Origin of the sequence: Bradyrhizobium sp. F1.4.3 (assembly GCF_040548375.1) — a bacterium.
GTDB lineage: Bacteria > Pseudomonadota > Alphaproteobacteria > Rhizobiales > Xanthobacteraceae > Bradyrhizobium.
The window spans coordinates 280573-304178 of record NZ_JBEPRN010000005.1 but is presented as its reverse complement, the minus strand read 5'-3'; the positions used below and the strand labels follow the sequence as shown (position 1 = coordinate 304178).

The window sequence follows — 23606 nt, the reverse complement described above, 5'->3', positions numbered from 1 at the left end:
TGTTAAGGGAACAAGACTGCCTCAGCCTGCGTGCCCCGGACGCAGTGCAGTGCCTCTTCGGCGATGCGCTGCAGAGCCGGGGCCCACCACTCTCATGCACAAGCTGGGTCCCGGCTCTGCGGCGCATCGCTCACGCGATGCGCCTTGTCCGGGACGCGAGGAGCGGATGTTAGCTTGAGAACGTACCGCTGCGATCGCTGAAGAGATCGAGCGGTTGTGGCGGCCGCACGTCGGGCGTTGCTGATGCGGCAGACGTAAGCGAGGCGCTGTTGCCCCACAATTTCTGCACCGTCGTCGAGACCGGCTGCGTGGCGTCGGCGGGCTGATAGATCGAGCGAAACACCGGCGCGCTCGGCGTATTGTCGGCGACCGTCGCCGACGATGTCGCACTGACCGGCGTCACCGAACGCGTGTCCGGGAAGGTCTGGAGATAGGCCGCGCCATTGATCATCGGCGCGGTGGGCTGCACGCCGTTTGCGCTTGCGACCTGGGTGGTCGACGGCGTGTCGCCATACATCGCCATCGCGCTGCGTGTCGATTTGGAATTCGCGGCGCCGGCGTAGCGCGCGTTCAGCACCGAATAGACCTCGGACACGCTGCGGGCGCGGCCATCCTTGGCGTAGAAGATCGAGCGGTTGGCGGATGCCGCGTTGGGAAACAACCGCGCGCCGACCGCTTGCGGATTGTCCTCGGCGTTGGCGATCAGCTTGGCCGCGCCGCCGACGCCCATGAAATGCGCCATGTAGAGTTCGCTGTCGGACGGCCTGCGGCCGAGCAGGCCAGTGAGCTTGAAACTGTTGGACTGCGTCAGTGCCGCCGCCATGCTGGATGCGGCCTCCGGGTCGTCGCGCAGCTTCATGATCGACCGCTTCATGAAGGGATCATCGACGGTGTAGGTGCCGGACGACGTCTTGGAAATGGCGTCGGAGTAGTTGCCATAGCCGAGCTGGGTGCCAGCCTCCTTCACCGTGCCGAGCCAGGTCTGATCGATGAACTGGTAGAGCCCATGGGCGGACGAGGTGGTGGCACCTGCGACCGGATCAAAGTCCGATTCCATCTTCGCGGTGGTCAGCATGTATTCGAAGCTGACGCCGGTCTGGCTCGATGCCTGCTTGATTGCGCCAGCGACGCGCTTCGAGGCGTCGGTCGCGGCCGTCTGCGTGGCACTGGAATTGTCGACCGACATGATGGAGTGCCCGCCCCGCGCGGCGTTGAGCGGCGCCGGCAATCCGGACGCCCTGTCGTCTCACCGTGGGACAGGTATGGTTAATGCGGGGTTAATTCGGCGTCCGGCCCTATCCCTGAGTCATTCCGGGGCGCGCCGAAGGTGCGAACCCGGAATCCATTCAGCCGCGCGTAATGTCTTGCGATGGATCCCGGGCTCGCGCTTCCGCCTTCGCTCTTCGAGCTTCGGCGGACAGGTCGCGCGCCCCGGAATGACAGCGGGCTATTTCTTGTAAACCGCGCTGGGATCGAACAGCCGCTCGGCATCGACGAGGACGAGCTTCGCGCCACCTCCCTCGGCCTCGACCTTGCGATAGAAACAGGACCGGCGGCCGGTGTGGCAGGCCGCGCCGATCTGCTCGACGCGAAGCCAGATCGCATCCTGGTCGCAATCGGTGCGAATTTCGACCACGCGCTGGGTCTGACCCGAAGTCTCACCTTTTCGCCACAAGGCATTGCGGGAACGGCTGAAGTACCAGGCTTCGCTGGTCGCAATCGTCTTGCGCAGCGCCTCGTCATTCATGTGGGCGACCATCAGCACATCGCCGGTGGCGACGTCGGTCGCCACGCAGGTCACGAGGCCGCTCGCATCGAAGCGCGGCTGGAAGGAGAGACCTTCCTCGATCTCATGGGAGTGAGCGGACACAGAAACCTCGCGAGAGCATGATCCGGAAAAATGTGCAGCGGTTTTCCGAAAAGATCATGCTCAAACAATTGATCTTCGCGAGGTCAGCGCTGCGTGCCTCGCACCAGGGACAGGAAACGGGCCTGCTCCGCCGGATTGTCGCGGAACATGCCGGTAAAGCGGCTGGTAAACGTGGACGCGCCATGCTTGGCGACACCGCGCACCGACATGCAGGTATGCTCGGCTTCGATCAGCACGGCAACGCCGCGCGGCTTGAGGATCTCGTCGATCGCCGCCGCGATCTGCGCGGTCATGTGCTCCTGGGTCTGGAGCCGGCGGGCAAAGATGTCAGTGAGGCGCGCGAGCTTCGACAGGCCGACGACGCGTTCGACCGGCGTATAGGCGATGTGCGCCTTGCCGTAGAACGGCATCATGTGGTGCTCGCATTGCGAGGTGAACTCGATGTCGCGGACCAGCACGAAGTCGTCGTAACCGGCTGTCTCGCCAAAGGTGCGGTCGAGCACCTCGGCCGGGCACTGGTGGTAGCCCTGATAGAGCTCGTCGAAGGCCTCGACCACGCGGCGCGGCGTGTCGAGCAAGCCCTCGCGCTCGGTATTCTCGCCGATATAGGCGAGCAGCGTCTTGACCGCCGCTTCCGCCTCTGCGCGCGCCGGGCGCGGCTGGTCGGCGCGGACGGCGGCCGCGAGGAATTCGGAAGGATCGAGCTCGGCCGGGCGGCTCTCGGGCTGCCTGTCGGAGGGCTTGTTGGGGCGGATGGATTTGATTGCAGCGTCCATATCGACTCCGTTCGACGGCCTTGCGGCCGGAGTGTCACCGGCAGACGGGGCGGCAAGCCGCCGGACGCCTGAACAGAACAATTTTGGCGAAAAAGGCCCTCAGTCACAGCGGCGGTCGTGTAGCTCTGACCACCGGACTGCTGGACTGTTTTTCCACCTGTTCCGACCCTATATAGGACCGTGGACGGCGCCCGCCAAGGCCGATCCGGCCCGGAAGTGTTGGACTCCATCACATGCTGAACGACATCTATAACAAGCGGATCATCGAACTGGCCGGGAATATTCCGCGCCTCGGGCGATTGTCGGACCCCGATGCGAGTGCCACCGCCCACTCCAAATTGTGCGGCTCGACCGTGAAGGTCGACCTCAAGATGGAGGGCGATAAGGTCATCGACTTCGCCCACGACGTGAAGGCCTGCGCGCTGGGGCAAGCCTCTTCATCCATCATGGCAAGTCACGTCGTCGGCTCGACTGCGAGCGAACTCCGTGAGTTACGCGAAACCGTTCGCAAGATGCTGAAGGAGAATGGCGCGCCGCCCGACGGCAAATGGGACGAGATCAAGTTCCTCGAACCGGTGCGCGACTACAAGGCGCGCCACGCCTCGACCTTGCTGACCTTCGACGCCGTGGTCGATGCCATCGGCCAGATCGAGGCCAAGGCGAAGCAGCCAGCCTCGGCACAGGGCTGAAGCTCTTACTTCTGAGACGCCGCAGCAGGTGCCGCCACCACGCCCCCCGTCGGCACTACGGCTTCCGCCGTCTTGGTCGATTTCGCGGGCTGCGGCTGCTGCTCCGGTTCCTCGCCGAACCTTGCCTGCGTCTTCGGCGCCAGCTCGGCCATCGCCGGCGCCGCAACGTCCACATGCGGGAGCACGTCGGCCACGAGATCCGTCGTCACCAGATTGGTGAGCTTCAGCTCGGCGGCGTCGAGTTCGTGCAAATCTTCCCAGGGCGGCACGTTGAGCGCGAGCGACAGGAGATCGCCGGCGCCGCCCATATCGAATGTGTATTTGGCGAGCCGGCCGATGTCGCGCTCCACGATCATCAGGTCCTGCGCGCTGTAGCTTGCCGCCCTCGCATCGTCGGCGCGGTCGCCCATCCAGATCTGATGGACGCGGACGTGGGCGGCTTCCGGCACGTAGCGCTTCTTGCCGGCCAGCAGCAGGAACACGCACATGGATTCGCAATAGGCTTCCGAGGCGACCGCCGGGCGGGCGCCCTGCCCGCTGGGGTTCTGCTGCGTGATGCCGACGGTGGTCAAAAGGCCGAGATTGCGGAAACGGCGCCCGAGCGTGATCGCGTCATTGACGGAACCGCCGCTGGAGTCGAGCACGACGGTGGCGCCGCCGAGTTGGCGCCCGCGAGCGAACTCCTCGAAATCCTTAGGCGTATCAACGGTGATGATGCCGACCGCACTGACCCAGCCGCGGCAGTTCGGCTCGCAGGCGACCCAGCCAAACTTCATCGGCAGCTTGCGCTCTTCGAGCGTGGCGCCGGCCCGTGCAGACGACCCGAAGGTTGCGACGGCACCTGCCAACACGACCCCGCAAGCGGCGCTTCCCACCAGCAACCAGCCGCGAAGATTGAGCGACTTCAGAAGTTTCAAACTGGTCCCTTCCCCAAGCCCCCAAGGCGATTCAGGCAAGCCCCGTTCGGCGTCCGATGAGTCTCACACGGACGTCATAAAAATGGTATCCGGGGGAATACAGATCGTCCATAGATACTTGCTGCACTGCTCCCAAAAAGCATGCAAAATATGGCGCGCAAACAACGACTTGGTGTTCCCTGCGTCGGAACCGCGCAACACCCCGCCCACAATCGCAGCAAAGCGCACATGAAGCATTCAGCCTGCGCGCACTGTTCCAATCCCCTCGGGGGCGCGCTCCGGTTCCCGCGCAGATTCGGCCGCGCGCTGATCTGGTTGTATCGGCACACGCTGTCGCCGCTGGTCGGCTACAATTGCCGGCACCTGCCGACCTGCTCCGTCTATGGCGACGAGGCAATCGAGCGCTTTGGGCTCTGGGCCGGCGGCTGGATGACGCTGGCGCGCCTGTTGCGCTGCAACCCCTTCGGCACGTCGGGCATCGACAATGTGCCTCACGCCGCCCCCCCGGGTGCGCGCTGGTATCTGCCTTGGCGTTACGGCCGCTGGCGCGGCGTCAACGCGTCGTAGGTAAGTGTGCTGCGATGCTTTACGCATCGCTGCCTTGAGTGGAACCGGAAGTTCCATTTCGCGTTGTTTTGATGCTCCCCCGGGAGGAAACAACAATGCGCTGGAAAATCAGCCCTCATTTTCACTTCAGGCTTGGTCCGCATCTCAAGATTAGTCCAGGGGATCACGATCCCAGAACCATCGACATGCTCGCCATCGTCGCCTTGCTCGCGCTGGTCCTCGGCTCGGGCTGGTACCTGGCGACAAGCATCGCCACGCCGCCAAGCACGACGGCGTTCATCGTGCCGAGCCAGAGCGTGCACTGGTAGTTCAGAGGTCCAGCACGAGCCGCTCCGAGTCTGATCCCGCCACGCAGACCATGAGATATCGTTCGCGTTCATACGGCGACAGGATGCGGTCGCGGTGCGCGGGCTTGCCCTCGAGCCATCCAACCTTGCAGGCACCGCAGATGCCGCCACAGCACGACGTCGATATGTCGATGCCTCCTTCCTGCAACGCAGCCAACATGGTCTGGCCGGCGCGAACCTCGATTTGGGTGCCCGAGCGCGCCAGTGACAGCGTGAACGGCTTTGCATCGGGATCGATGACGGGTGGCGGTGCGACGAAGCGCTCGACGTGAACATTGGCCGCGGGCCAGGCAGCGGTCACCCGTTCGAAATCGTCAATCATGCTTTCCGGGCCGCAGCAGGCAACAAGCGTCTCCGGCACAGGCTCCCCGACCAGCAACGCGAGATCCGGTCGGCCGGCCCGCGAGGTGCGGTGCACGACGACGCGGCCTGCTTCGATCAGCGGAGCGAGGTCCGCGGCGAGCGGCATCTCCTGGCGCACAATCAGATGCAGCGTGAAGTCGGCAGCTTCCGTTCGCGCGAGGTGACGCACCATCGACAGGAACGGCGTCACACCGATGCCGCCTGCGACGAACACATGGCGCGCAATGTCCGCACCGGGCGCGAGCCCGCCACGCGGCAGCGAAACGCCGATGACATCGCCAATCCCGACCTCATCGTGAAGTGCGCGCGAACCCCCGCGCCCATCCGCTTCGCGCTTGACCGCAATGACATAGCGCGTGTTGTCGGCGGGCTCGTTGCACACCGAGTAGGTGCGGACGAGCCCGTTCGGCAGGTGCAGATCGATATGCGCGCCGGGCTTGAAGGGCGGCAGCTCCCATTGATCGGGATCGGCCAGCGTGAACAATTTTATTCCCGCACCGGCCTGTTCGACGCCGGTCACGACCGTCTTGATCGTGGTGATCGGACGCGCCTTCATGCCGCGTTCCGCACGCTATCGCCGACCCTGACGATGCCGCCTTGCAGGATCTTGCAGTTGAGCCCGGAGCGGTTGATCAGGGGATCGAAAATCGCCTTGCCGGTGATCTCCTCGATATGACGGCATGGTATCGACAAGCGGGTCGCCTCCAGCAAGGTCTCCCCCAACCAGAAGCGGCGACCGACCAGATGGTTCAGCGGCACGCCCTCGACGGTGACGTTGCGCCGGTGCTGCTCCGGGCCAAGTTCGATGCCGGCGTCGCGCCTGAGCGCGATCAGCGTCTCTAGCTCGAACAGGGTGACCTGCCGGCCCTCTTCGGGCTTATGCGAGTAAAACCCCTCTTCGTTGCCGATCAAGTAGCGGTCGCCTTCGATTCCCCTGCCGGCGATAAGGGTGATCGATTCCATCGCGCGCATCGGCAGGAAGGCACGCGGGGTGAGATGAAGGAAGCGCACCACGCCGGTCCAGCCAAGGCGCGCTGTGTTCTGCGCCGAACCGGCGCTGATAGTGTTGAGCATGACGAAATCCTTGTGAGAAGCGATGGCGCGCCGCTAAGGGCGGCGCGCCGCGGGATCAGGTCAGTTCCTTGTTTGCCATTTCCGGCGCGAACGTGGTCGCAATCGCCGTGACGGCCGCGCAGGCGATCAGCAGCAGCGATACCGGCCAAGTGGCGCCGCCGCTCCAGGCCATCAGAGAGGCTGCAATCAACGGCGTCAACCCGCCGCTGATTGCCGCGCCGACCTGAAACCCGAGCGAAGCGCCGCTGTAACGCAGCCGCGCTGAGAACAGCTCGGAGTACCAGGGCGCGCCGATGCCGAACATCACCATCTGGCCGAAGGTGATCGCGACCACGATGGTGCAGATGACGATGGTGGGATCACGGGTGTTCAGCAGCCAGAACAGCGGGAAGGCAAACAGCGCCGAGAACAGGCAGCTCGCATAGAACATCGCCTTGCGGCCGACGATGTCGGACAGCCAGCCGAACAAGGGAATGGCAAGCAGCGCGACCAGCGATGCCGCGAACGCGCCGTTCAGGACCACCGTGCGCGACAGTCCGAGATTGGCCGTGGCGTAGGACATCACGAACACGCCGCCAATGCTGGCATAAGCAATCTCCGAGATCTTCAGCCCGACCGCGGTGAAGAACGGCCTGCGGTGATGCGTGAATATCTCGATCAGCGGCAGGCTTGCGACCTCCTTCTTGGCCTGGACCTGACGGAAGGCTGCGGTCTCTTCCATGTTGAGGCGGATATAGAGGCCGACGCCGACCAGGACGATCGAGACCAGGAAGGGAATTCGCCAGCCGTAGGACATGAAGTCGCTTTCGGGCAGGCTCGCCACCAGCGCGAACATGCCGATCGCGGCGAGATTGCCGATGGGATTGCCGACCTGCACCATGCTGCCGAGCAGGCCGCGGCGATGCGTCGGGCAATTCTCGACCACCATCAGCACGGCGCCGCCCCATTCGCCACCGAGGCCGATGCCCTGGAGGAAGCGCAGGCCGATCAGCAGCAGCGGGGCGGCGATGCCGATCTGCTGGTAGGTCGGAAGCAGGCCGATCAGGAAAGTGCCGATGCCCATCACCATGATCGTGATCGCGAGCATCGCCTTGCGGCCGACCCGGTCGCCGTAGTGGCCGAAGATCGCAGCGCCGAGCGGCCGCGCCAGAAATCCGACCGCATAGGTGCCGAAGGCTGCGATGGTGGCGAGCGTGGGGTTGCCGGCGGCGAAGAACACCTTGTTGAACACCAGCGCGGTCGCCGTGCCGTAGATGAGGAAGTCGTACCATTCGACCGCGGTGCCGATCACGCTCGACCACACGATCCGTCGCAAGCTCGCCGCCTCGTCCGGCGCTACGTTTATGGCTATGTCGTCTGCTACGGTCATCGATCTCTCCAAATAGTACCGGCGCCTGGGAAAAGCAGTTGGTATCGTGGAGCCCATCGGCAGCCGCGACGTGAAAAATCGATCATGTTTACTGTTGGAAATCAACGACGCGGAACGCGGCAATTGCTGCGCGGAACAGCACAACGCTTCTTTTGCTCTACATTTCAGCTATTTTTCGTGGGATACCAACATATCTGCCCACAATATCCGCGGCCCTGCTTGAAATTTCCGCGCATAAGTTTTCTATTGGGATACAGGCGAGCGCGGCTCGCGCGAGCCGCACCGGGCTGGCGGTTGAGGCGTATCTGTTGCAAAAGATGCAGCAGCAGTTCAGTCGTTACCTGGAGACACATGCGTGCTTGACGTCAGCAAGGCGACAGCCGTCGGGGCCAACATCCGTCAGGCACGGATCGCCAAGGGCCTGACGCTGGATCAACTCGCCAGGCAGAGTGATCTCACCCGCGGCTACATCTCGCTGGTCGAGCGCAACCTGAAGATCCCGTCGCTGGCCGCCTTGCTGCGGATGGCCGCCGCGCTCGAGGTCAATGTCGCGAACTTCTTCGACCCGAACGCCGAGCCGGCGCCGCGCTACACGCTGTTCCGCCGCGAAGACGGCAATGTGCCGCTGTTTCAGCACACCTTTGGCGTCGTCCCGCTCGTGACCGGCCGCACGCGCAAGATGATGGAGCCATTCCTGCTGAGCCCGCCACACAAATCGGCGACGCGCGCCTCGCACGCGGGCGAGGAGCTGCTGTTCGTCATCAACGGCAAGATCGCGATCAAGCTCGACGGCGAAGAACTCGTCCTCGGCAAGGGCGACTGCCTGTATTTCTCGGGCGAGACACCGCACGAGGTCAGGAGCCTTGGCCGGCAGAAGGCGGAGGTTCTGGTCGTCGTCGCCCAGAGTCCGGCGGCGTGAGGCCGGACTTCAGCAGATCGGCTAGCGGAACCAGAAGAAGCGCCCGGGCGGTGGCGGGACCGGCTCGGGTGGACGTGGCCGCTTCGGGCGCGGTGATTTCGGCGGCGGCTCGGCGGACGAGGTGGTCTCCGCCGCCGGCGCGGTCTCGCTTCCCGGCACCCTCACCGACAGCAGCAAGTTCGACTCGTGCATCCGCCAGCGATAGCCGACACCGAAATCAATCGGCTGCGCCCGGGTGAACAATTCGGCGTAGCGCTCCTGGTAGCGGCCCGGGAATTCGCTGATCGGTCCGAGATAGCGGCCGAACGGGAAGAAGCGCCATTGCCGCGCATTGTAGTTGGCGAGCGGAATGCCGGAATCGTCCTGGATGATGGTCGAGCTGTTGGCGAGCAGCCAGTTGCGAACGACCGTGAAGTTGCCGGCATGCAGCAGATAGGACGCACTCTTGATCAGGCTATTGCCGGGCCCGAGCGTCTCGCAGAATTTGAGGAACCCCGCCGCCCGCGCGCCTGAATTGGAGAGATCGGTCGAGAAATAATACAGTGTGCGCGCCTCACCATCGCTGCCGGCAAAGGTGATGCGGACGCCGCGCGTGGCGTTCGGTCCCGGATTGTCGTTGCCCGTATGCATCCCGCCCTTGTCGTCGAGCGCGATCATCTCGACGTTGCGGATGGTCTTGCCGGAGCGCGCCAGGAAGACATAGAGGATCGGCAAGGTGCCGTTGACCTGGTTGGCGTGCAGGTCGACCTTCATCTTCTTGGTGATGAAGAAGGAGAAGCTCAGGATCGAGCCGAGCGAGCGCTCGACATTGTAGAGCGCGGCGCCGACCGATCCGCGCGGCAGCTTCGACAGGTCGGCCACCGCACCGACCGGCTCCAGCGCGCCGAGCACGTAGGTGCTGGCCTTGGAATAGAAGGCGTTCGCGTAGAGGAAATCCGGGCCGCTGAACATGTAGAACATGGTCGGTCGGGGCGCGGCGAGATTGACGTCGGACCAACTCCTGATCTTCGACAATTGCCGCTGCTCGAGCTGGGCGAAGGCGCCGTCGAAGAATTTTGCGTGGCGCTGCCAGCCCGGATCCTTCGTGAGCGCCACCAGCGGCGAGTCCGCCGAAGGCTGCATGCCCGCGAGGAAGCGCGCGGTGTCGTCGAAAGTGACGTCGGCGGCACGCGCGGACGAGATGGCCGCAGCCAGCAGGGCAACGGCGACGGCCGCAATTCTCATGGGTCGAAACATGTCTATTCGCGATGTGATGAAGTGGCAGCGGCGACCGGCCGCCTGCGGAAAACAACATAAATCAACAGGCCCGAGAGCATGACGAGCATCCCCGCGAGCGACTGCACCAGCCGCTCGGTCAAGAGGTAATACATCATGAACGCGGTCACGAGCAGGAAAACGAGCGGTGTGAACGGGTATCCCCAGGCGCGATAGGGGCGCGGCAGGTCGGGGTCAGTGATGCGCAGCTTGATGACGCCGGCGACCGTGAAGAACGAGCAGAACAGCAGTGCAAACTGGATGAAGTCGAGCACCGCCTCGAAGCTGCGCGTAAACAGCAGCAGGTTCGAGACCGCGAGCTGAAACAGGATGGCATAGGCCGGCGCGCCGCTCGTTGACTTGCGCGAGAACACGCGAAGCGCCGGAATGTCCTCCCCCATCGTCATCATCACGCGCGGGCCGATCCACATCATTGCGCTGATCGAGGAGATCAGGCCCACGCAGATCATCGCGGCGACGATCCGGCCGCCGATGCCGCCGAAGATGGCGCTGCCGGCGACGCTGGCGACATCGAGCTGACCGGCCAGTGCACTGACCGGCGTGGAGTACAAGAACACCGCATTCAGCGCGACGTACAGCACCAGCACGATCAGCGTGCCCGCAAGCAGCGCCCGCGGCAGGCTTTGCTGCGGCGTCTTCATCTCGCCGATGATGTAGGTCGCGGCATTCCACCCCGAGAATGAGTACATCACGAAGACGAGCCCGATTGCGAAAGGCGCGCTGACGATATGGGCGAGATCGCCGGCCTGCGGTGCAAAGGAGATCGGCTGCTTGGTGCCGATGACGAAGCCGGCAACCAGGAAGGCCACGATCAGTACGACCTTCAGAATGGTCGAGATCAACTGAAAGGTCGAGGAGTGCCTGACGCCGGTCAGTTGCACGATCGAGACCAGCCACACCACGCCGATGGCGAGCGGAATCGGCGGCAGATTGGGCACGACCGATTTTGCGTATTCACCAAACGCCATGGCGGCGAGCGCGACTGGCGCGGCAAAACCCACCGTCGCCGAGACCCAGCCAGCGAGAAAGCCGAAGGCGGGATGATAGGCGCGGCCGAGAAAATTGTACTCGCCGCTCGAGCGCGGAAACATCGCGCCCAACTCGCTGTAGGAGAACACCCCGCACAGCGCGACGATGCCGCCGATGGTCCACAGCGCGAGGATCGAGAAACCGGACGGGATATCCTTGACCTGAAAACCGAGGCTGGTGAAGACACCAACCCCGATCATGTCGGCAACGACGATGGCGGTTGCGACGAGAACGGAGACCCCGGGCCCGCGCCCGGTCAGCCGGCCCGTCCAGGACGCGGTTCCCGCATCTGATGCCGTCATCGGGGTCCTTAACCTCAGGCGTCGCGCCTCGTGGGAAGCATCGTGCAGATTGGTCCAGTCAATTCAAGCAAGGTTAACAAGGGTTAAATGAGGCGAGCTGAATAGGTAATTAGCCACCATCTATGCACGCTTCTGGGCAATAAACCCGTAGTTGGTCGCCGAAAACCACCTTCCCCTCCCACAATCGCGACACGATTGCGTGGTCTTTTTTGATCGTTCCGGATGTGGGGAAGTTTCTCCGGACACTTAACGTCGCCTAAACGCCAGTCGGCTCAATTAGCCTAAATATTGCCGCTGGATCGGGGTCATGGGTGGATGGTCGGGGCCGTTCCGAAATTGAGAGCAGAGATTCGTGCTGACCGGACCAAGGCGTCCGGTCGGCGCGGTCGTGCGCTCCGGATCGTGCTGATCTCAGCCTTGGTGCCGATGTCGCTGACGCTGGTTCAATGCGGCGGAGCGCCCAATCCGGCAACGCTTGCGGCGAACTCGCAGGCCAATGTCCAGGTTGTCGCCAAGACCAATCCGCAAGTGGCAAGCGGCGACACGTTCGAGGACCGCTTCCCTGCACCGCAGTTCGGGGAGCGCTTCCCCTCGGCAAGCGAGAGTTTCCTGCAACGGCAGATGTCGGACTTTTCGCCCAAGCGCGCCGTGCAGCAGCAACCGGAGCAGGCGCCCTACAAGGTCGCCTCGCTCGCGCCGCAGGTCCCCTATCAGCGTCCGGCGCGCGAAGACCTGACGACGCTCGTCAGCATGAAATCATCGGCCTTCCCCTATTTCGGCAACAACCCCGCCTCCGACGCGCCCTTCCTCAACATCTCCAAGGGCGACCGTCGCGGCCACCGCAGCTATTCCGGGCGCGTGTTCTGGCAGGACGAGACCTACAATGACAGCCGCGTGCTGATGCACGTGCCGGAGCATTTCGACGTGCGCAAGCCGGGCGTGATCGTGGTGTTCTTCCACGGCAATGGCGCGACGCTCGAACGCGATGTACGCGACCGGCAGCTGGTGCCGCAGCAGATCACCGATTCCGGCGCCAACGCCGTGCTCCTCGCGCCGCAGATGGCGGTTGATGCGGCCGATTCCAGCGCCGGCAAGTTCTGGCAGCCTGGCGGCCTCAAGCGCTTCATGGCGGAATCGGCCGAGCATCTGGCCCGTCTCACTGGCGATCCCAACAGCGCGCGCGCCTTCGCCGACATGCCGATCGTGATCGTCGGCTATAGCGGCGGCTTCCTGCCGACTGCCTGGAGCCTCGAGGTCGGTGGCATCAGCGACCGCGTCCGCGGCGTCGTTCTGCTCGACGCGGTCTATGGCGAAATGGACAAGTTCGCCTCCTGGATCGAGAGCCATCGCTCCGGCTTCTTCGTCAGCTCCTATACCCACTACACCGCGCGTCGCGATCGCGAGCTGATGAGCATGCTGCGGCAGAAGGGTATCGGCGTCTCCGAAGACATGGATAGGCCCTTACGGCCCGGCAGCGTGGTGTTCGTCGAAACCGGCGACGGCATCACCCACCGCGACTACGTGAATCGCGCGTGGACGCAATATCCGCTCAAGGACGTGCTGGTGAAGATGTCGGCGACGCCGGCGCTGGCACTGACGCGCGTCGCGGCGACCAGTTCCTCTGCATCCAGCCGATAGCCTGGATATAGCGCTAGCCGGGATTTGGCCGCGCTGCCTGTAATTCTTTCAGGCTTTGATCAAAATGTGATGTTGATGGTCGACATCCCCGGGAGCCACCGGATTGCTTCCGCTGGCCACGATCATAATTTGTCGGCCAAGTTGCAGTTGGAATTTTGCGGGGACAAGCAGTGCGTCAGGGACTGTACAAGGTCGACTTCCACACGGTTCATGGCACCGGCTGCGGCGTCGTCTATGTGACGGATGGCAAGATGCGCGGCGGCAATTCCGCCTTCACCTTCATCGGCACCTACACGGGCGAAGGCGACGGCATCAAGGTCAAGATCTCGACCGAGCGCTACAATGACGACCCGTCCTTCAAGGCGCTGTTCGGGCTCGACCGGATCACGCTGACGCTCGGCGGCCGCGAAGACGGCGACATGGCGGAATTCGAAGGCAACGCGCTGCAAGTGCCAGGCGTTGCCTTCAGAGCCGTGCTGAGCCGGATCAGCGACTAACCTTCAGGCTCTTGCAGCTCAGTCCTGATACTCAGTTCTTGGGTAGCTTCGGGATGCTCTCGGCAAAGCCGTTGAAGCAGGCCAGCCGCTCGTCCTCTTCCTTGAAGAAGCGGCAATCGGCGACGCCCTTGGCTTTCGCCGGCTTCGGCTTCGGCGTCGGCGGGATCACCGCATCGTAGCAGTTGAGACGGTCCTTGGTGCCATCGTCGGTGTCGAGGCAGGCCTGGAGCCGCGCTGCGATCGACTGCGGCTTGCCCTTCGGCGCGGCGGCAGCCGGCTTGGCGGCGGCCTCTTTGGTGCCCCCTTTGGGCTTGACCTGCACCAGCGGCTTGTCCCCGACCATCGGCGGCTTGTCGGCTTGCGCAAACGCGGAGGCTGAATAGAGCACCGCGGCAACCGCCAGAATCATCCTCATCTCAGTCAACTCTCCTTGGTCCCCATGCCTCGCCTTCTAGCGCTCTCGCGCGCGGTTTGCCAAGCGCCTTGCGCACAGGAAATCGCTGGCATCAGGCCAGAGCGGCAGCAGCCGGCCGGGATCGGCTGACGACCACCAGGATCAGCGCCAGGACGACGAAGCCGATCGTGTGCAGCAATTCGCGATGGTGCCGGCGCGGCGCCAGCACTGAGCGGCCGGTGACGATATTGCCAAGCATCAGGGCGGTTGGCCTTAAACGGCCGGCACGGGAATTTTCCATGCAAGTGCGTGTAAATGAGACCCGCGGCCAGTTAGAGACCCGCGGCCAGTTAAAGGGCTTCCGCGAAATAGTTGGTGCACGGCGGCAGCTTTGTGCGCCCATTTTCTTGGAAATGCCGGATTGCACGGGCCGAATCGCCTGATATATCGCTCGTTCCCGCTTACCTGCGCTCGTTCGCAGGAGTGAGCCTCAGGAGAAAAGCCATGACTGACCAGTCCAAGGACCCCAAGTCCGACCAACTCAAGTCTGAACAACCCAAGTCCGAATCCGGCTTCCAGTACAGCCTCAGCAATCTCAGGCCCGTGACCCCGCCGGAAAAGATCACCCTCACCTTCCCCGACGGCGCCCGGCGCGAATACGCCAAGAGCACCACCGGCATGGATATCGCCAAGGGCATCTCGCCGTCGCTGGCCAAGCGCACGGTGGCGATGGCGCTCGACGGCGAACTGGCCGACCTCAACGATCCCATCGAAGCCGACGCGAAGATCGAGCTCGTCAACCGCGACGACCCGCGCGCGCTCGAACTGATCCGCCACGACTGCGCTCACGTGCTGGCGGAAGCCGTCCAATCGCTGTGGCCGGGCACCCAGGTCACGATCGGTCCCGTCATCGAGAACGGCTTCTACTACGACTTCTTCCGCAACGAGCCGTTCACCCCGGAAGATTTTGCCGCAATCGAGAAGAAGATGCGCGAGCTCATCGCGCGCGATAAACCCTTCACGAAAGAGGTTTGGGATCGCGAAAAGACCAAACAGGTGTTCCGCGACAAGGGCGAGGCGTTCAAGGTCGAGCTGGTCGATGCCATTCCCGGCAACGAGCCGATCAAGATCTACTACCAGGGCGACTGGTTCGATCTGTGCCGCGGCCCGCACATGACCTCGACCGGCAAGGTCGGCAACGCCTTCAAATTGATGAAGGTGGCCGGCGCCTATTGGCGCGGCGACAGCAACAACCCGATGCTGACCCGCATCTACGGCACGGCGTTTGCCAAGCAGGAGGACCTCGACGCTTACCTCAAGCAGATCGAGGAGGCCGAGAAACGCGACCATCGCAAGCTCGGGCGCGAGCTCGACCTCTTCCATTTCCAGGAGGAAGGTCCGGGCGTCGTGTTCTGGCACCCCAAGGGCTGGACCATCTTCCAGCAGCTCATCGCCTATATGCGCCGCCGCCTGACCGGCGACTACAACGAGGTCAACGCGCCGCAGATCCTCGACAAGTCCTTGTGGGAGACCTCCGGCCATTGGGGCTGGTATCGCGAGAACATGTTCGCGGCGCAGTCGGCCGGCGACGAGGCCGAGGACAAGCGCTGGTTCGCGCTTAAGCCGATGAACTGTCCTGGCCACGTCCAGATCTTCAAGCATGGCCTGAAGAGCTACCGTGACCTGCCGCTGCGGCTCGCCGAGTTCGGCGTGGTGCATCGCTACGAACCGTCCGGCGCAATGCACGGCCTGATGCGCGTGCGCGGCTTCACTCAGGATGACGCGCACATCTTCTGCACCGAGGATCAACTCGCCGAAGAGTGCCTGAAGATCAACGATCTCATCCTGTCGACCTACGCCGACTTCGGCTTCACCGGCGACCTCACTGTCAAGCTCTCGACCCGGCCCGACAAGCGCGTCGGCACCGACGCGATGTGGGATCACGCCGAGCGCGTGATGGCGACGGTGCTGCGCGAGATCCAGTCGCAGAACAATCACATCAAGACCGAGATCAATCCGGGCGAAGGTGCCTTCTACGGACCGAAATTCGAATATGTGCTGCGCGACGCCATCGGCCGCGACTGGCAGTGCGGCACCACGCAGGTCGACTTCAACCTGCCGGAACGGTTCGGCGCGTTCTACATCGACCATGACGGCGGCAAGAAACCGCCGGTGATGGTGCACCGCGCGATCTGCGGCTCGATGGAACGCTACATCGGCATCCTGATCGAGCACTATGCCGGCAACTTCCCGCTCTGGCTCTCGCCGGTGCAGGCGGTGGTTACGACCATCACCTCGGAAGGCGACGAATACGCCAAGCAGGTCCTCGAGCAGGCCCGGCGTGCAGGCCTGCGGGTCGAGATCGACCTGCGCAACGAAAAGATCAACTACAAGGTCCGCGAGCACTCGCTGGCCAAGATCCCGGCGCTGCTCGTGGTCGGCAAGAAAGAGGCCGAGACGCACTCGGTCTCGGTCCGCCGTCTCGGCAGCGACGGCCAGAAGGTGATGCCGACCGCCGAGGCGATCGTCGCGCTGGTCGACGAGGCGACCCCGCCGGACGTTCGGCGGATGCGCGACACGGCCTGATCCCTGAAATCGATCTAAACTTGCTTTCGGTTGCGGGCGTGCATTCCTATGTGAGGACCGCACGCCCGACGACCAGCCGAAGAGGTAAATGCAGTGCCCGACGCCATCGAACTCCTGAAGACTCGCCGCTCGGTCAAGCCGCGCGAGATGACCGGCCCCGGCCCCTCGCCGGCCGAGCTCGAGACCATTCTCACCATCGGCGCGCGGGTGCCCGATCACGGCAAGCTGGCGCCCTGGCGCTTCATCATTTTCGAGGGTGACGCCCGTCAGCGCGCCGGCGAGGTGATCGCGAAGGTCTTCGCGCGGAAGAATCCGGGCGCGCCGGCGGCAGATGTCGAGACCGAGCGGAAACGGCTCACCGACGCGCCGCTGGTGATCGGCATCGTCAGCTTCACCAGGCCGCATCCGAAGGTGCCGGCGTGGGAGCAGGAATTGTCGGCGGGCGCCAGCGTCATGAACATCGTCACGGCTGCGACCGCGCTTGGCTACGGCGCCTGCTGGCTCACCGGCTGGTTCTCCTTCGATCGCGACGTGCTGGACGGGCTTGGCCTCAAGCCGGACGAAAAACTCGCGGGCCTCGTCCACATTGGCACGCCGACCAGGCCGAGCGAGGATCGCCCCCGTCCCGTCCTGTCCGAGATCGTGACGCGGTTTTAATCGAAGTCTTGTTGACGGCTCGAACGTCTTGCGGCTTTGTTCCCCACCAGGGAGGAAGCCCGGATGCAGCGTCGTGAATTTCTGGTCGGGGCCGCGATGTTGGCCGGCACGGTGGCGCGAGGCCGCGCCACCGACATTCCAGCCCCCGCGCCCGACAAGCTGCAACGCATCACGGCCTTCTTCGAGAACGAAGTCACGGCCGGCAGATTGCCAGGGGCCGTGATCCTGATCCAGCAGCACGGCAAGCCGATCTATTTCAAGATGTTCGGCGTGCGCGACGTCAGGACCCGCCTCTCCATGACGCCGGACACGGTCTTCGCGATCCATTCCATGACCAAGCCGATCACCAGCCTGGCTGCGATGATGCTGATTGATGAGGGCAGGCTTGCGCTCGCCGACCCCGTGTCGAAATACATCCCATCTTTCGCCGGCACGAAGGTCGGACTGGAGGTCACCAAACCCGACGGTTCGCTGGCGCTCGACCTGGTGCCGCCGATCCATCCCGTGACCATCAGGGATCTGATGCGCCACACGTCGGGCATCAGCTATGACTATATCGGCGGCAAATGGGTCGAGCTGGCCTACAAGGCAGCCAATATCTTCGAGGGCCAGTTCGACAACAGGGAATTCGCCGAGCGCGTCGCGAAGCTGCCGCTGGCGCGCCAGCCGGGGACGCTGTGGCGCTACGGTCATTCCACCGACGTGCTCGGCAGCGTCATCGAGATCATCACCAAACAGACGCTGTACGACGCCCTGAAGCAGCGCGTTTTCGATCCGCTCGGCATGACCAACACCAAATTCGTGCTGACGACATCCGATGAACTCGAGCGGATGGCACGGCCGCTGCCGAGCGACCAGATCCTGCTCGACGCCGAGCACGAGCGTCTCGCCCATCCGGAATGGCAATCCGGCGGCGGCGGCCTGCTCTCGACCATCACCGACTATCAGCGCTTTTCGCAAATGCTCCTCAACGGTGGCGAATTCGACGGCAAGCGCTACCTCAGTCCGGCCGCGTTCAAGGACATGACGACCGATCAGATCGGGCCGGGCTCTGGTGTCGCGCGCGACTATTTCTATTTCCCGGGCGACGGCTTCGGCTACGGCTACGGCCTTGCCGTGCGCACCGATCCCGGCAACGCAAAACCGCCGCCGCCGGGATCGATCGGCGAGCTGAAATGGGACTCCGGCAGCGGCACCTATTTCGGCGTCGATCCCAGGCTCGACATGGTCTACGTCCTGATGCAGCAGACCCAGAATGAGCGCGGCCGTATCACGCCTGCCTTCAAGGAACTGGTCTACGACACCTTTCCGCCGGACCTACGCCGCCCGTGAGGCGCGCTGGCCGAAATCGGCGAGCAGTTTTGCGATCTCGGCGGCGGGCCGTGCCGCGCTGAACAGAAAGCCCTGAACCTCGTTGCAGCCTTCGGCGCGTAACCAGTCGAGCTGGTCCTCGGTCTCGACGCCCTCTGCGGTCGTGGTGATGTTGAGGCTGCGGCCGAGCCCCGAAATCGCCCGCACGATCGCGACGCAGTCGGGCCGATCCGCGAGGTCCTTGACGAAGGAGCGGTCGATCTTGATCTTGTCGAAGGGGAAGCTGCGCAGATAGCTCAGGCTGGAATAGCCGGTGCCGAAATCATCCATGGAGATGCCGACACCAAGCCCGCGCAACTGATGCAGGGTCGCGAGATTGGCGTCGGTCTCCGCCAGGAAGATCGACTCGGTGATCTCCAGCTCAAGCCGCTTCGGCGACAGGCCGGATTGCGCCAGGGCCGAGATCACGACCTGAACCAGGTTGCGGCTGCGGAATTGCGCCGGCGAGAGATTCACCGCGACCTTGATGTCGGCAGGCCATTTCACCGCTTCGGCGCAGGCTTCGCGCAACACCCACTCGCCGAGCTGGGAGATCAGGCCGATGTCTTCGGCGACCGGGATGAATTCCGCCGGCGAGATCATGCCCTTGTCGGGGTGATGCCAGCGCAACAGTGACTCGAAGCCGGAGATGCGGTCGGACGCGATCGATACCAGCGGCTGGTAATGCAGCTCGAACTCGCCATTGGCAAACGCACGGCGCAGATCGAGCTCCATGTCGCGCCGCTTCTGCGCCTGGAGGTCCATCTCGCGCTCGAAGAAATGGTGCACGCCGCCGCCGTCGGACTTCGCCCGGTACAGCGCCATGTCGGCGTTGCGCATCAACTCTTCCGACGTCGTGCCGTCGCCCGGCGACAGCGCGATGCCGATGCTGGCACCGATCACCATTTCCTGGCCATCGAGTTCGTAAGGCGCTTTCAGCATGTCGATCAGCAGGGTCGCACAGGCGCTGGCCTCGTTCGGCGAAACATCCGCCGCAAGGATCACGGCGAACTCGTCGCCACCAAGACGTGCGGCGAGATTGGCGCCGCGGACCGCGGTGGTCAGGCGTTCGGCAACTTCCTTGAGCAGGCGGTCGCCCGCCGGATGCCCGAAGGAATCGTTGATGTTCTTGAACAGGTCGAGGTCGATATAGAGCACGCCGACCCGTTTTCCCCCGGCCTGGTCGAGCGCCCGCTTCAATCGCTCCTGGAAATATTCGCGGTTCGGCAGATCGGTAAGCCCGTCATGATGCGCCATGTGGGCGATCCGCGCCTCGGCCTTGCGCCGTTCGGTGATATCGACCACCGCGACCAGGTAGCCGTCGCGATCGTCGAAGGCAACGCGGCGGCCGAAGGTGAGCACCTCGATCTCGCTGCCGTCGGCGCACAGATGCCGCCAGTTGCGCGAGGAATGATAGGTGTCACCGATGCGCTCCAGCGCCTCGGCGTGGCTCTCCCATTCGTCCTGCGGCCAGATCTCCGGCAGGGTCATGCGCAGGAAGGCGGCGCGGCTATAGCCGTAATGCTGGACCGCGGCGTCGTTGACGCTGAGGAACTCCTTGGTCTCCGCGTCGAACACCCACATTGGCATCGGGTTGTTGTCGAACAGCAGACGGAACGAGGCGTCGCGCCGCTTCAAGGCGGTGACGTCCGAGATCGCGAGCGAGACAACGTCGGCAAAAGCGGTGGCGCTCAGCCGCAGGTGCCGGCCATCGTGCTCGATCTCGAGCTGTTCGCCGCGGCCGCCGGAGACAGCCTTCAGCAAAAACGCCATGATGTCGGGTAAGGCCAGCAGCGTGCTGCCTTCGCCGATCCGCCGCCACAGCAAGCTTCCGCTCGCGGCACCCAGCAACAGCCCGGCGCTCTTGTTGTGGTGCACGACCTGAAGATCGAACGGCGTGCCGCTGGCATCGCGCAGCGTTGCCAGCGAGACCACCGCGTCATCGGTCGAGGAGAAGATCGCATCCAGAAGATTATATTGCGCGCCGCGCTCGTTGACATAGGTGCCGACCAGCGTGGCGCCCCAGCGTGAGGCGGTCGGCAGCGCCAGCAGATCGTACGTCCTGACCATGCCGTCGCGCACGCAATGCGCGCTCGCCTGGTGCGGCCGTCCGTTCTTGAGTGCGCTCGTCGCCGCTTCCGATAGCGCAGTGGCGCAATCCGGCGACAGCTCGGCGACCGGAATGTCCCAGCGCTCCTCGCCGAGCCATTTCTGCACGTAACGTCCGCTGCGCGACAGTTCGAGCGCGCCCTCGCCCTTGAGCAGCGCGATGTGGTCGGCGAGCCGCCCGAGGCTGCCGAGCATGACGTCCTCGTAGCGCGGCAGCCGTTCACCCGGCTTCAACGCGGCGCGCCATTTGCGCTGAAGCACTGGGATGTCGTCGAACATTTCGGTAGCCGGTTTTCCCGGCATCTTCTTCGCGGCACTCATTGCAGTCCCCAACGCACTTTCCCGCCGCATCCAATGCAACCCCACTTAATGGCTTGTAAAAAGCGCGCGGCCGCGGGTTCCATTCGGCGATTATGACAGTTTTAAGTCAGGTGTTGGTTAGTGAGTGTTGGAGACTATGACGGTTTTGTTGGCCGAGAATTGTCCCGGACGCGCTGCAACGCTCTTGACGTTGCTGCGCAGAGCCGGGACCCAGGAAGCTGCACATCCGCTGTTGCATGGGCCCCGGCTCTGCAGCGCACCGCTGAAGTAGCGCTGCGCTGCGTCCGGGGCACGAGACCTTGCTCAACAATTGACACACCTTCGCGCTCTCGCGGCATGTTTCGCCCGAGCTTTGCTTCGTCACTTCACCCTCCGAAATGAAAGAGGGCGCAGGGAAGGCCAGGAGCCGGCTGGCTCCCATGGACCGCTATGCCAGAAGCAGATTGCGCTACAATGCACAGCGGGAAACAGGGCAACCGGAGACATCCCGGCCTTCCCTGCGCGGATGGTTGGAACGGCTTATGTCGCGCTCTCCCCGGGGAGCGATGCACTATTGCCCCCGTCGCCTTGCAGATCACTGATGCGCGCGCCCGGTTGGGCCACCCACATCACCGCAAGACTTGGCGCACAGACTCCGGGCGCCAGGACCACACGATTTTGCCGCACGCAAGCCGCACCGGTCGTGTGCGCGAGGTCTCCGCTCACAGTCGCCTGCCCTGCGAAGTCCTTCGCGCCGATGTGACCCACGTCCACCGCCGCCCGGCCCGCGTTCGTGACGATCGCGATACGCCCCTCTTCCTTGGGCCGGAGTGAGGCGAAATATACGCAATTCCGAATTTCGGTAAAGTGGAATATTTTTGACGATGCGGATTGACCAGCAGTTTGGGTGTTTTGCCCGTCGGGCAACGCAAGGAGTTGTGGACTCGTGGCCCGGATGGAGCGAAGCGTAATCCGGGATTCTCGCGATTGGCACGAAGGCCCAGGATTGCGCTGCGCTCCATCCGGGCTTCTACGGAACTACGGAAGCGTTGCTAATCCTCGCTCGACGCCGCGGAGCGATTGCGTAGATAGGCCTGCGACAACAGGAAGAACAATGCGCGCTCGCCATGATATTTGGCGGCCGGCCGGGTGCGCTCGAACCCGTCGGCAAATATCTTGCCGGACTGGTCGCACACCTGCCAGCGCCAGCCAAGGCGCTTACGCCTGGTGAGGATCACTTCGAACATGCCGACGGGCTTGGTCCCCTGCTCCTTGCCGGTCTCACAGGCTGACAGACCTGCTCCGGCCTCCCCCATTGGGCGGATGCTGGACATATAACGCAGCGAGACTGAAAAAAACAAAATTGATTATCGGAAATGCGTATCTTGCACCGGCTGTGACGAAGTCGCGACGCTCCCGGAATAAGCCGGTGCGGCCGGTGTTACTCACGCCCCATGCGGCACAGCTTGGTAGCGCTGACAGTGGTATTCAAATCAGAACACACGTCGAGAACGCCCGGTAAGCGAACGCTCACCGGGCGTTTACGCGAGATGTTAGCGGCCGACTCGCGCCTGGAGATGCGCAGGATAGCGGTCGCCTTGCACCGCGACCTTGGCCAGCACCTCTGCAATGGCCGCGAGATCGGCATCCGACAGCGTCACCGCAGCCGCAGCGAGATTCTCCTCGAGGCGGTGCAGCTTGGTGGTACCGGGAATCGGCACGATCCACGGCTTTTGCGCGAGCAGCCACGCCAGCGCGATCTGCGCCGGCGTCACCTTTTTCGCCGCGGCGATCTCGCCCAGCAGATCGACCAGAGTCTGATTGGCCTTTCGTGCGCTCGATGAGAAGCGCGGTACGATGTTCCGGAAATCACTCTGGTCGAACGTGGTGCTCTCGCTGATCGCACCAGTCAGAAATCCCTTGCCGAGCGGGCTGAAGGGAACGAAGCCGATGCCGAGCTCTTCGAGCGTCGGCAGGATCTCCTGCTCCGGCTCGCGCCACCACAGCGAATATTCGCTTTGCAGCGCGGTCACGGGCTGCACCGCATGAGCACGGCGGATGCTCGAGGCGCCCGCCTCCGACAGACCGAAGTGCAGGACCTTGCCGTCGCGGATCAAGTCCTTCACCGCGCCCGCCGTGTCTTCGATCGGCACCGCCGGATCGACGCGGTGCTGGTAGAACAGATCGATGCGGTCGGTCTTCAGCCGCTTCAGCGCGGCATCCGCCACCGCCTTGACGTTGGCGGGCGTGCTGTCGAGCCCGGCTTCGACCTTGCCGCCCTTGAAGCCGAACTTGGTGGCGATCACCACCTTGTCACGGAACGGCGCCAGCGCCTCACCCAGGAGCTCCTCATTGACGAAGGGGCCATAGGCTTCGGCGCTGTCGAAGAAGGTCACGCCGCGCTCGAAGGCGGTCCTGATCAGCGCGATCGCCTGCGACGTCTCGGTCGCGGGGCCGTAGCCATAGCTCAATCCCATGCAGCCGAGGCCGATGGCCGAGACCTCGAGACCACTCTTGCCCAGTTTGCGCGTCTGCATCGAAAGCTCTCCTTGAAGATCATGTTCGACTGCGAACTTAA

Annotated in this window: 23 protein-coding genes; 9 read left to right on the top strand and 14 right to left on the bottom strand. The window is 63.7% G+C overall.

The genetic code is table 11. The annotated features are described in order from the left end of the window. Positions 1-169 precede the first annotated feature (169 nt). The 3 genes from ABIB73_RS17960 to folE form a co-directional block, all read right to left on the bottom strand. Positions 170-1228, bottom strand: a complete 1059-nt coding sequence (locus tag ABIB73_RS17960) for a lytic transglycosylase domain-containing protein (RefSeq protein WP_502918437.1) — start codon at positions 1226-1228, stop codon at positions 170-172. Between the two features lie 219 nt (positions 1229-1447). Further along, the gene (gene hisI, locus ABIB73_RS17955; RefSeq protein WP_354225776.1) at positions 1448-1870 is read right to left on the bottom strand and encodes a phosphoribosyl-AMP cyclohydrolase; all 423 of its coding nucleotides are present in this window, start codon (positions 1868-1870) and stop codon (positions 1448-1450) included. A gap of 83 nt (positions 1871-1953) precedes the next feature. Then, positions 1954-2646 (bottom strand): GTP cyclohydrolase I FolE, encoded by a 693-nt coding sequence (gene folE / locus ABIB73_RS17950; protein WP_354225774.1) that lies wholly within the window; start codon positions 2644-2646, stop codon positions 1954-1956. A gap of 233 nt (positions 2647-2879) precedes the next feature. Between folE and ABIB73_RS17945 the strand changes: the two genes are divergently transcribed. After that, positions 2880-3335 (top strand): iron-sulfur cluster assembly scaffold protein, encoded by a 456-nt coding sequence (locus ABIB73_RS17945; protein WP_354225772.1) that lies wholly within the window; start codon positions 2880-2882, stop codon positions 3333-3335. Positions 3336-3340: 5 nt separating this feature from the next. Here the strand turns inward: ABIB73_RS17945 and ABIB73_RS17940 are convergent, their stop codons facing one another. Further along, complete coding sequence (locus ABIB73_RS17940; protein ID WP_354225770.1) at positions 3341-4252, bottom strand: COG3904 family protein; 912 nt, start codon at positions 4250-4252, stop codon at positions 3341-3343. 228 nt (positions 4253-4480) lie between these two features. Between ABIB73_RS17940 and yidD the strand changes: the two genes are divergently transcribed. Together yidD and ABIB73_RS17930 are read left to right on the top strand one after the other, a co-directional pair. Further along, positions 4481-4819, top strand: a complete 339-nt coding sequence (gene yidD, locus ABIB73_RS17935) for a membrane protein insertion efficiency factor YidD (RefSeq protein ID WP_354225768.1) — start codon at positions 4481-4483, stop codon at positions 4817-4819. 95 nt (positions 4820-4914) lie between these two features. Then, positions 4915-5127, top strand: a complete 213-nt coding sequence (locus ABIB73_RS17930; protein WP_354225766.1) for a hypothetical protein — start codon at positions 4915-4917, stop codon at positions 5125-5127. Between the two features lies 1 nt (position 5128). Here the strand turns inward: ABIB73_RS17930 and ABIB73_RS17925 are convergent, their stop codons facing one another. Genes ABIB73_RS17925 through ABIB73_RS17915 form a run of 3 tightly spaced genes read right to left on the bottom strand, consistent with a single transcriptional unit; the run spans position 5129 to position 7972 of the window. Further along, complete coding sequence (locus ABIB73_RS17925) at positions 5129-6085, bottom strand: PDR/VanB family oxidoreductase (protein WP_354225764.1); 957 nt, start codon at positions 6083-6085, stop codon at positions 5129-5131. Continuing rightward, on the bottom strand, positions 6082-6603 hold the full coding sequence (locus tag ABIB73_RS17920; protein ID WP_354225762.1) for an MOSC domain-containing protein: 522 nt from the start codon (positions 6601-6603) through the stop codon (positions 6082-6084). The genes ABIB73_RS17925 and ABIB73_RS17920 overlap by 4 nt, the downstream gene beginning before the upstream one ends. Positions 6604-6658: 55 nt before the next feature. Beyond that, positions 6659-7972, bottom strand: coding sequence for an MFS transporter (locus tag ABIB73_RS17915; RefSeq protein WP_354225760.1), 1314 nt, complete (start codon positions 7970-7972; stop codon positions 6659-6661). Between the two features lie 355 nt (positions 7973-8327). Here ABIB73_RS17915 and ABIB73_RS17910 point away from each other — a divergent pair, with 355 nt between their 5' ends. Next, positions 8328-8891 carry a helix-turn-helix domain-containing protein gene (locus tag ABIB73_RS17910; RefSeq protein WP_354225758.1) on the top strand — a complete coding sequence of 188 codons (564 nt, stop codon included), beginning with the start codon at positions 8328-8330 and terminating at the stop codon, positions 8889-8891. A gap of 21 nt (positions 8892-8912) precedes the next feature. Here ABIB73_RS17910 and ABIB73_RS17905 read toward each other — a convergent pair whose 3' ends face one another. Together ABIB73_RS17905 and ABIB73_RS17900 are read right to left on the bottom strand one after the other, a co-directional pair. Continuing rightward, positions 8913-10127, bottom strand: a complete 1215-nt coding sequence (locus tag ABIB73_RS17905) for a hypothetical protein (RefSeq protein ID WP_354225756.1) — start codon at positions 10125-10127, stop codon at positions 8913-8915. 2 nt (positions 10128-10129) lie between these two features. After that, on the bottom strand, positions 10130-11497 hold the full coding sequence (locus tag ABIB73_RS17900; RefSeq protein ID WP_354225754.1) for an APC family permease: 1368 nt from the start codon (positions 11495-11497) through the stop codon (positions 10130-10132). A gap of 315 nt (positions 11498-11812) precedes the next feature. Here ABIB73_RS17900 and ABIB73_RS17895 point away from each other — a divergent pair, with 315 nt between their 5' ends. Beyond that, the gene (locus tag ABIB73_RS17895; protein WP_354225752.1) at positions 11813-13135 is read left to right on the top strand and encodes an alpha/beta hydrolase; all 1323 of its coding nucleotides are present in this window, start codon (positions 11813-11815) and stop codon (positions 13133-13135) included. A gap of 170 nt (positions 13136-13305) precedes the next feature. Next, positions 13306-13632, top strand: a complete 327-nt coding sequence (locus ABIB73_RS17890) for a GrlR family regulatory protein (protein WP_354225750.1) — start codon at positions 13306-13308, stop codon at positions 13630-13632. A gap of 31 nt (positions 13633-13663) precedes the next feature. On the opposite strand, the gene ABIB73_RS17885 is transcribed toward ABIB73_RS17890, so the two are convergent. Together ABIB73_RS17885 and ABIB73_RS17880 are read right to left on the bottom strand one after the other, a co-directional pair. Next, positions 13664-14047 carry a hypothetical protein gene (locus ABIB73_RS17885; protein ID WP_354225748.1) on the bottom strand — a complete coding sequence of 128 codons (384 nt, stop codon included), beginning with the start codon at positions 14045-14047 and terminating at the stop codon, positions 13664-13666. Positions 14048-14138: 91 nt separating this feature from the next. Next, entirely contained in the window at positions 14139-14327 is a 189-nt protein-coding gene (locus tag ABIB73_RS17880; protein ID WP_354225746.1) for a hypothetical protein, read from the bottom strand. 203 nt (positions 14328-14530) lie between these two features. On the opposite strand from ABIB73_RS17880, the gene thrS reads away from it, so the two are divergent. The 3 genes from thrS to ABIB73_RS17865 all read left to right on the top strand — a co-directional run bounded on the left by thrS (position 14531) and on the right by ABIB73_RS17865 (position 18601). Then, on the top strand, positions 14531-16612 hold the full coding sequence (gene thrS, locus ABIB73_RS17875; RefSeq protein WP_354225744.1) for a threonine--tRNA ligase: 2082 nt from the start codon (positions 14531-14533) through the stop codon (positions 16610-16612). 93 nt (positions 16613-16705) lie between these two features. Beyond that, on the top strand, positions 16706-17269 hold the full coding sequence (locus ABIB73_RS17870) for a nitroreductase family protein (RefSeq protein ID WP_354225742.1): 564 nt from the start codon (positions 16706-16708) through the stop codon (positions 17267-17269). Between the two features lie 63 nt (positions 17270-17332). Beyond that, positions 17333-18601 carry a serine hydrolase domain-containing protein gene (locus tag ABIB73_RS17865; protein WP_354225740.1) on the top strand — a complete coding sequence of 423 codons (1269 nt, stop codon included), beginning with the start codon at positions 17333-17335 and terminating at the stop codon, positions 18599-18601. On the opposite strand, the gene ABIB73_RS17860 is transcribed toward ABIB73_RS17865, so the two are convergent. The 3 genes from ABIB73_RS17860 to ABIB73_RS17850 all read right to left on the bottom strand — a co-directional run bounded on the left by ABIB73_RS17860 (position 18587) and on the right by ABIB73_RS17850 (position 23565). Next, positions 18587-21049, bottom strand: coding sequence for a putative bifunctional diguanylate cyclase/phosphodiesterase (locus ABIB73_RS17860; protein WP_354225738.1), 2463 nt, complete (start codon positions 21047-21049; stop codon positions 18587-18589). The genes ABIB73_RS17865 and ABIB73_RS17860 overlap by 15 nt on opposite strands. Before the next feature lie 1031 nt (positions 21050-22080). Further along, on the bottom strand, positions 22081-22344 hold the full coding sequence (locus tag ABIB73_RS17855; RefSeq protein ID WP_354225737.1) for a hypothetical protein: 264 nt from the start codon (positions 22342-22344) through the stop codon (positions 22081-22083). A gap of 237 nt (positions 22345-22581) precedes the next feature. After that, positions 22582-23565: an aldo/keto reductase gene (locus ABIB73_RS17850; protein WP_354225735.1), complete on the bottom strand. Its 984-nt coding sequence runs from the start codon at positions 23563-23565 to the stop codon at positions 22582-22584. Between the last annotated feature and the right edge of the window lie 41 nt (positions 23566-23606).

What these genes read in the sequence shown, in the direction of transcription:
- folE (WP_354225774.1), bottom strand. Translation starts at nt 2,646, where the DNA reads ATGGACGCTGCAATCAAATCCATCCGCCCCAACAAGCCCTCCGACAGG.
- ABIB73_RS17945 (WP_354225772.1), top strand. Translation starts at nt 2,880, where the DNA reads ATGCTGAACGACATCTATAACAAGCGGATCATCGAACTGGCCGGGAAT.
- yidD (WP_354225768.1), top strand. Translation starts at nt 4,481, where the DNA reads ATGAAGCATTCAGCCTGCGCGCACTGTTCCAATCCCCTCGGGGGCGCG.
- ABIB73_RS17930 (WP_354225766.1), top strand. Translation starts at nt 4,915, where the DNA reads ATGCGCTGGAAAATCAGCCCTCATTTTCACTTCAGGCTTGGTCCGCAT.
- ABIB73_RS17925 (WP_354225764.1), bottom strand. Translation starts at nt 6,085, where the DNA reads ATGAAGGCGCGTCCGATCACCACGATCAAGACGGTCGTGACCGGCGTC.
- ABIB73_RS17920 (WP_354225762.1), bottom strand. Translation starts at nt 6,603, where the DNA reads ATGCTCAACACTATCAGCGCCGGTTCGGCGCAGAACACAGCGCGCCTT.
- ABIB73_RS17915 (WP_354225760.1), bottom strand. Translation starts at nt 7,972, where the DNA reads ATGACCGTAGCAGACGACATAGCCATAAACGTAGCGCCGGACGAGGCG.
- ABIB73_RS17905 (WP_354225756.1), bottom strand. Translation starts at nt 10,127, where the DNA reads ATGTTTCGACCCATGAGAATTGCGGCCGTCGCCGTTGCCCTGCTGGCT.
- ABIB73_RS17900 (WP_354225754.1), bottom strand. Translation starts at nt 11,497, where the DNA reads ATGACGGCATCAGATGCGGGAACCGCGTCCTGGACGGGCCGGCTGACC.
- ABIB73_RS17895 (WP_354225752.1), top strand. Translation starts at nt 11,813, where the DNA reads ATGGTCGGGGCCGTTCCGAAATTGAGAGCAGAGATTCGTGCTGACCGG.
- ABIB73_RS17885 (WP_354225748.1), bottom strand. Translation starts at nt 14,047, where the DNA reads ATGAGGATGATTCTGGCGGTTGCCGCGGTGCTCTATTCAGCCTCCGCG.
- ABIB73_RS17880 (WP_354225746.1), bottom strand. Translation starts at nt 14,327, where the DNA reads ATGGAAAATTCCCGTGCCGGCCGTTTAAGGCCAACCGCCCTGATGCTT.
- thrS (WP_354225744.1), top strand. Translation starts at nt 14,531, where the DNA reads ATGACTGACCAGTCCAAGGACCCCAAGTCCGACCAACTCAAGTCTGAA.
- ABIB73_RS17865 (WP_354225740.1), top strand. Translation starts at nt 17,333, where the DNA reads ATGCAGCGTCGTGAATTTCTGGTCGGGGCCGCGATGTTGGCCGGCACG.
- ABIB73_RS17860 (WP_354225738.1), bottom strand. Translation starts at nt 21,049, where the DNA reads ATGAGTGCCGCGAAGAAGATGCCGGGAAAACCGGCTACCGAAATGTTC.
- ABIB73_RS17855 (WP_354225737.1), bottom strand. Translation starts at nt 22,344, where the DNA reads ATGGGGGAGGCCGGAGCAGGTCTGTCAGCCTGTGAGACCGGCAAGGAG.
- ABIB73_RS17850 (WP_354225735.1), bottom strand. Translation starts at nt 23,565, where the DNA reads ATGCAGACGCGCAAACTGGGCAAGAGTGGTCTCGAGGTCTCGGCCATC.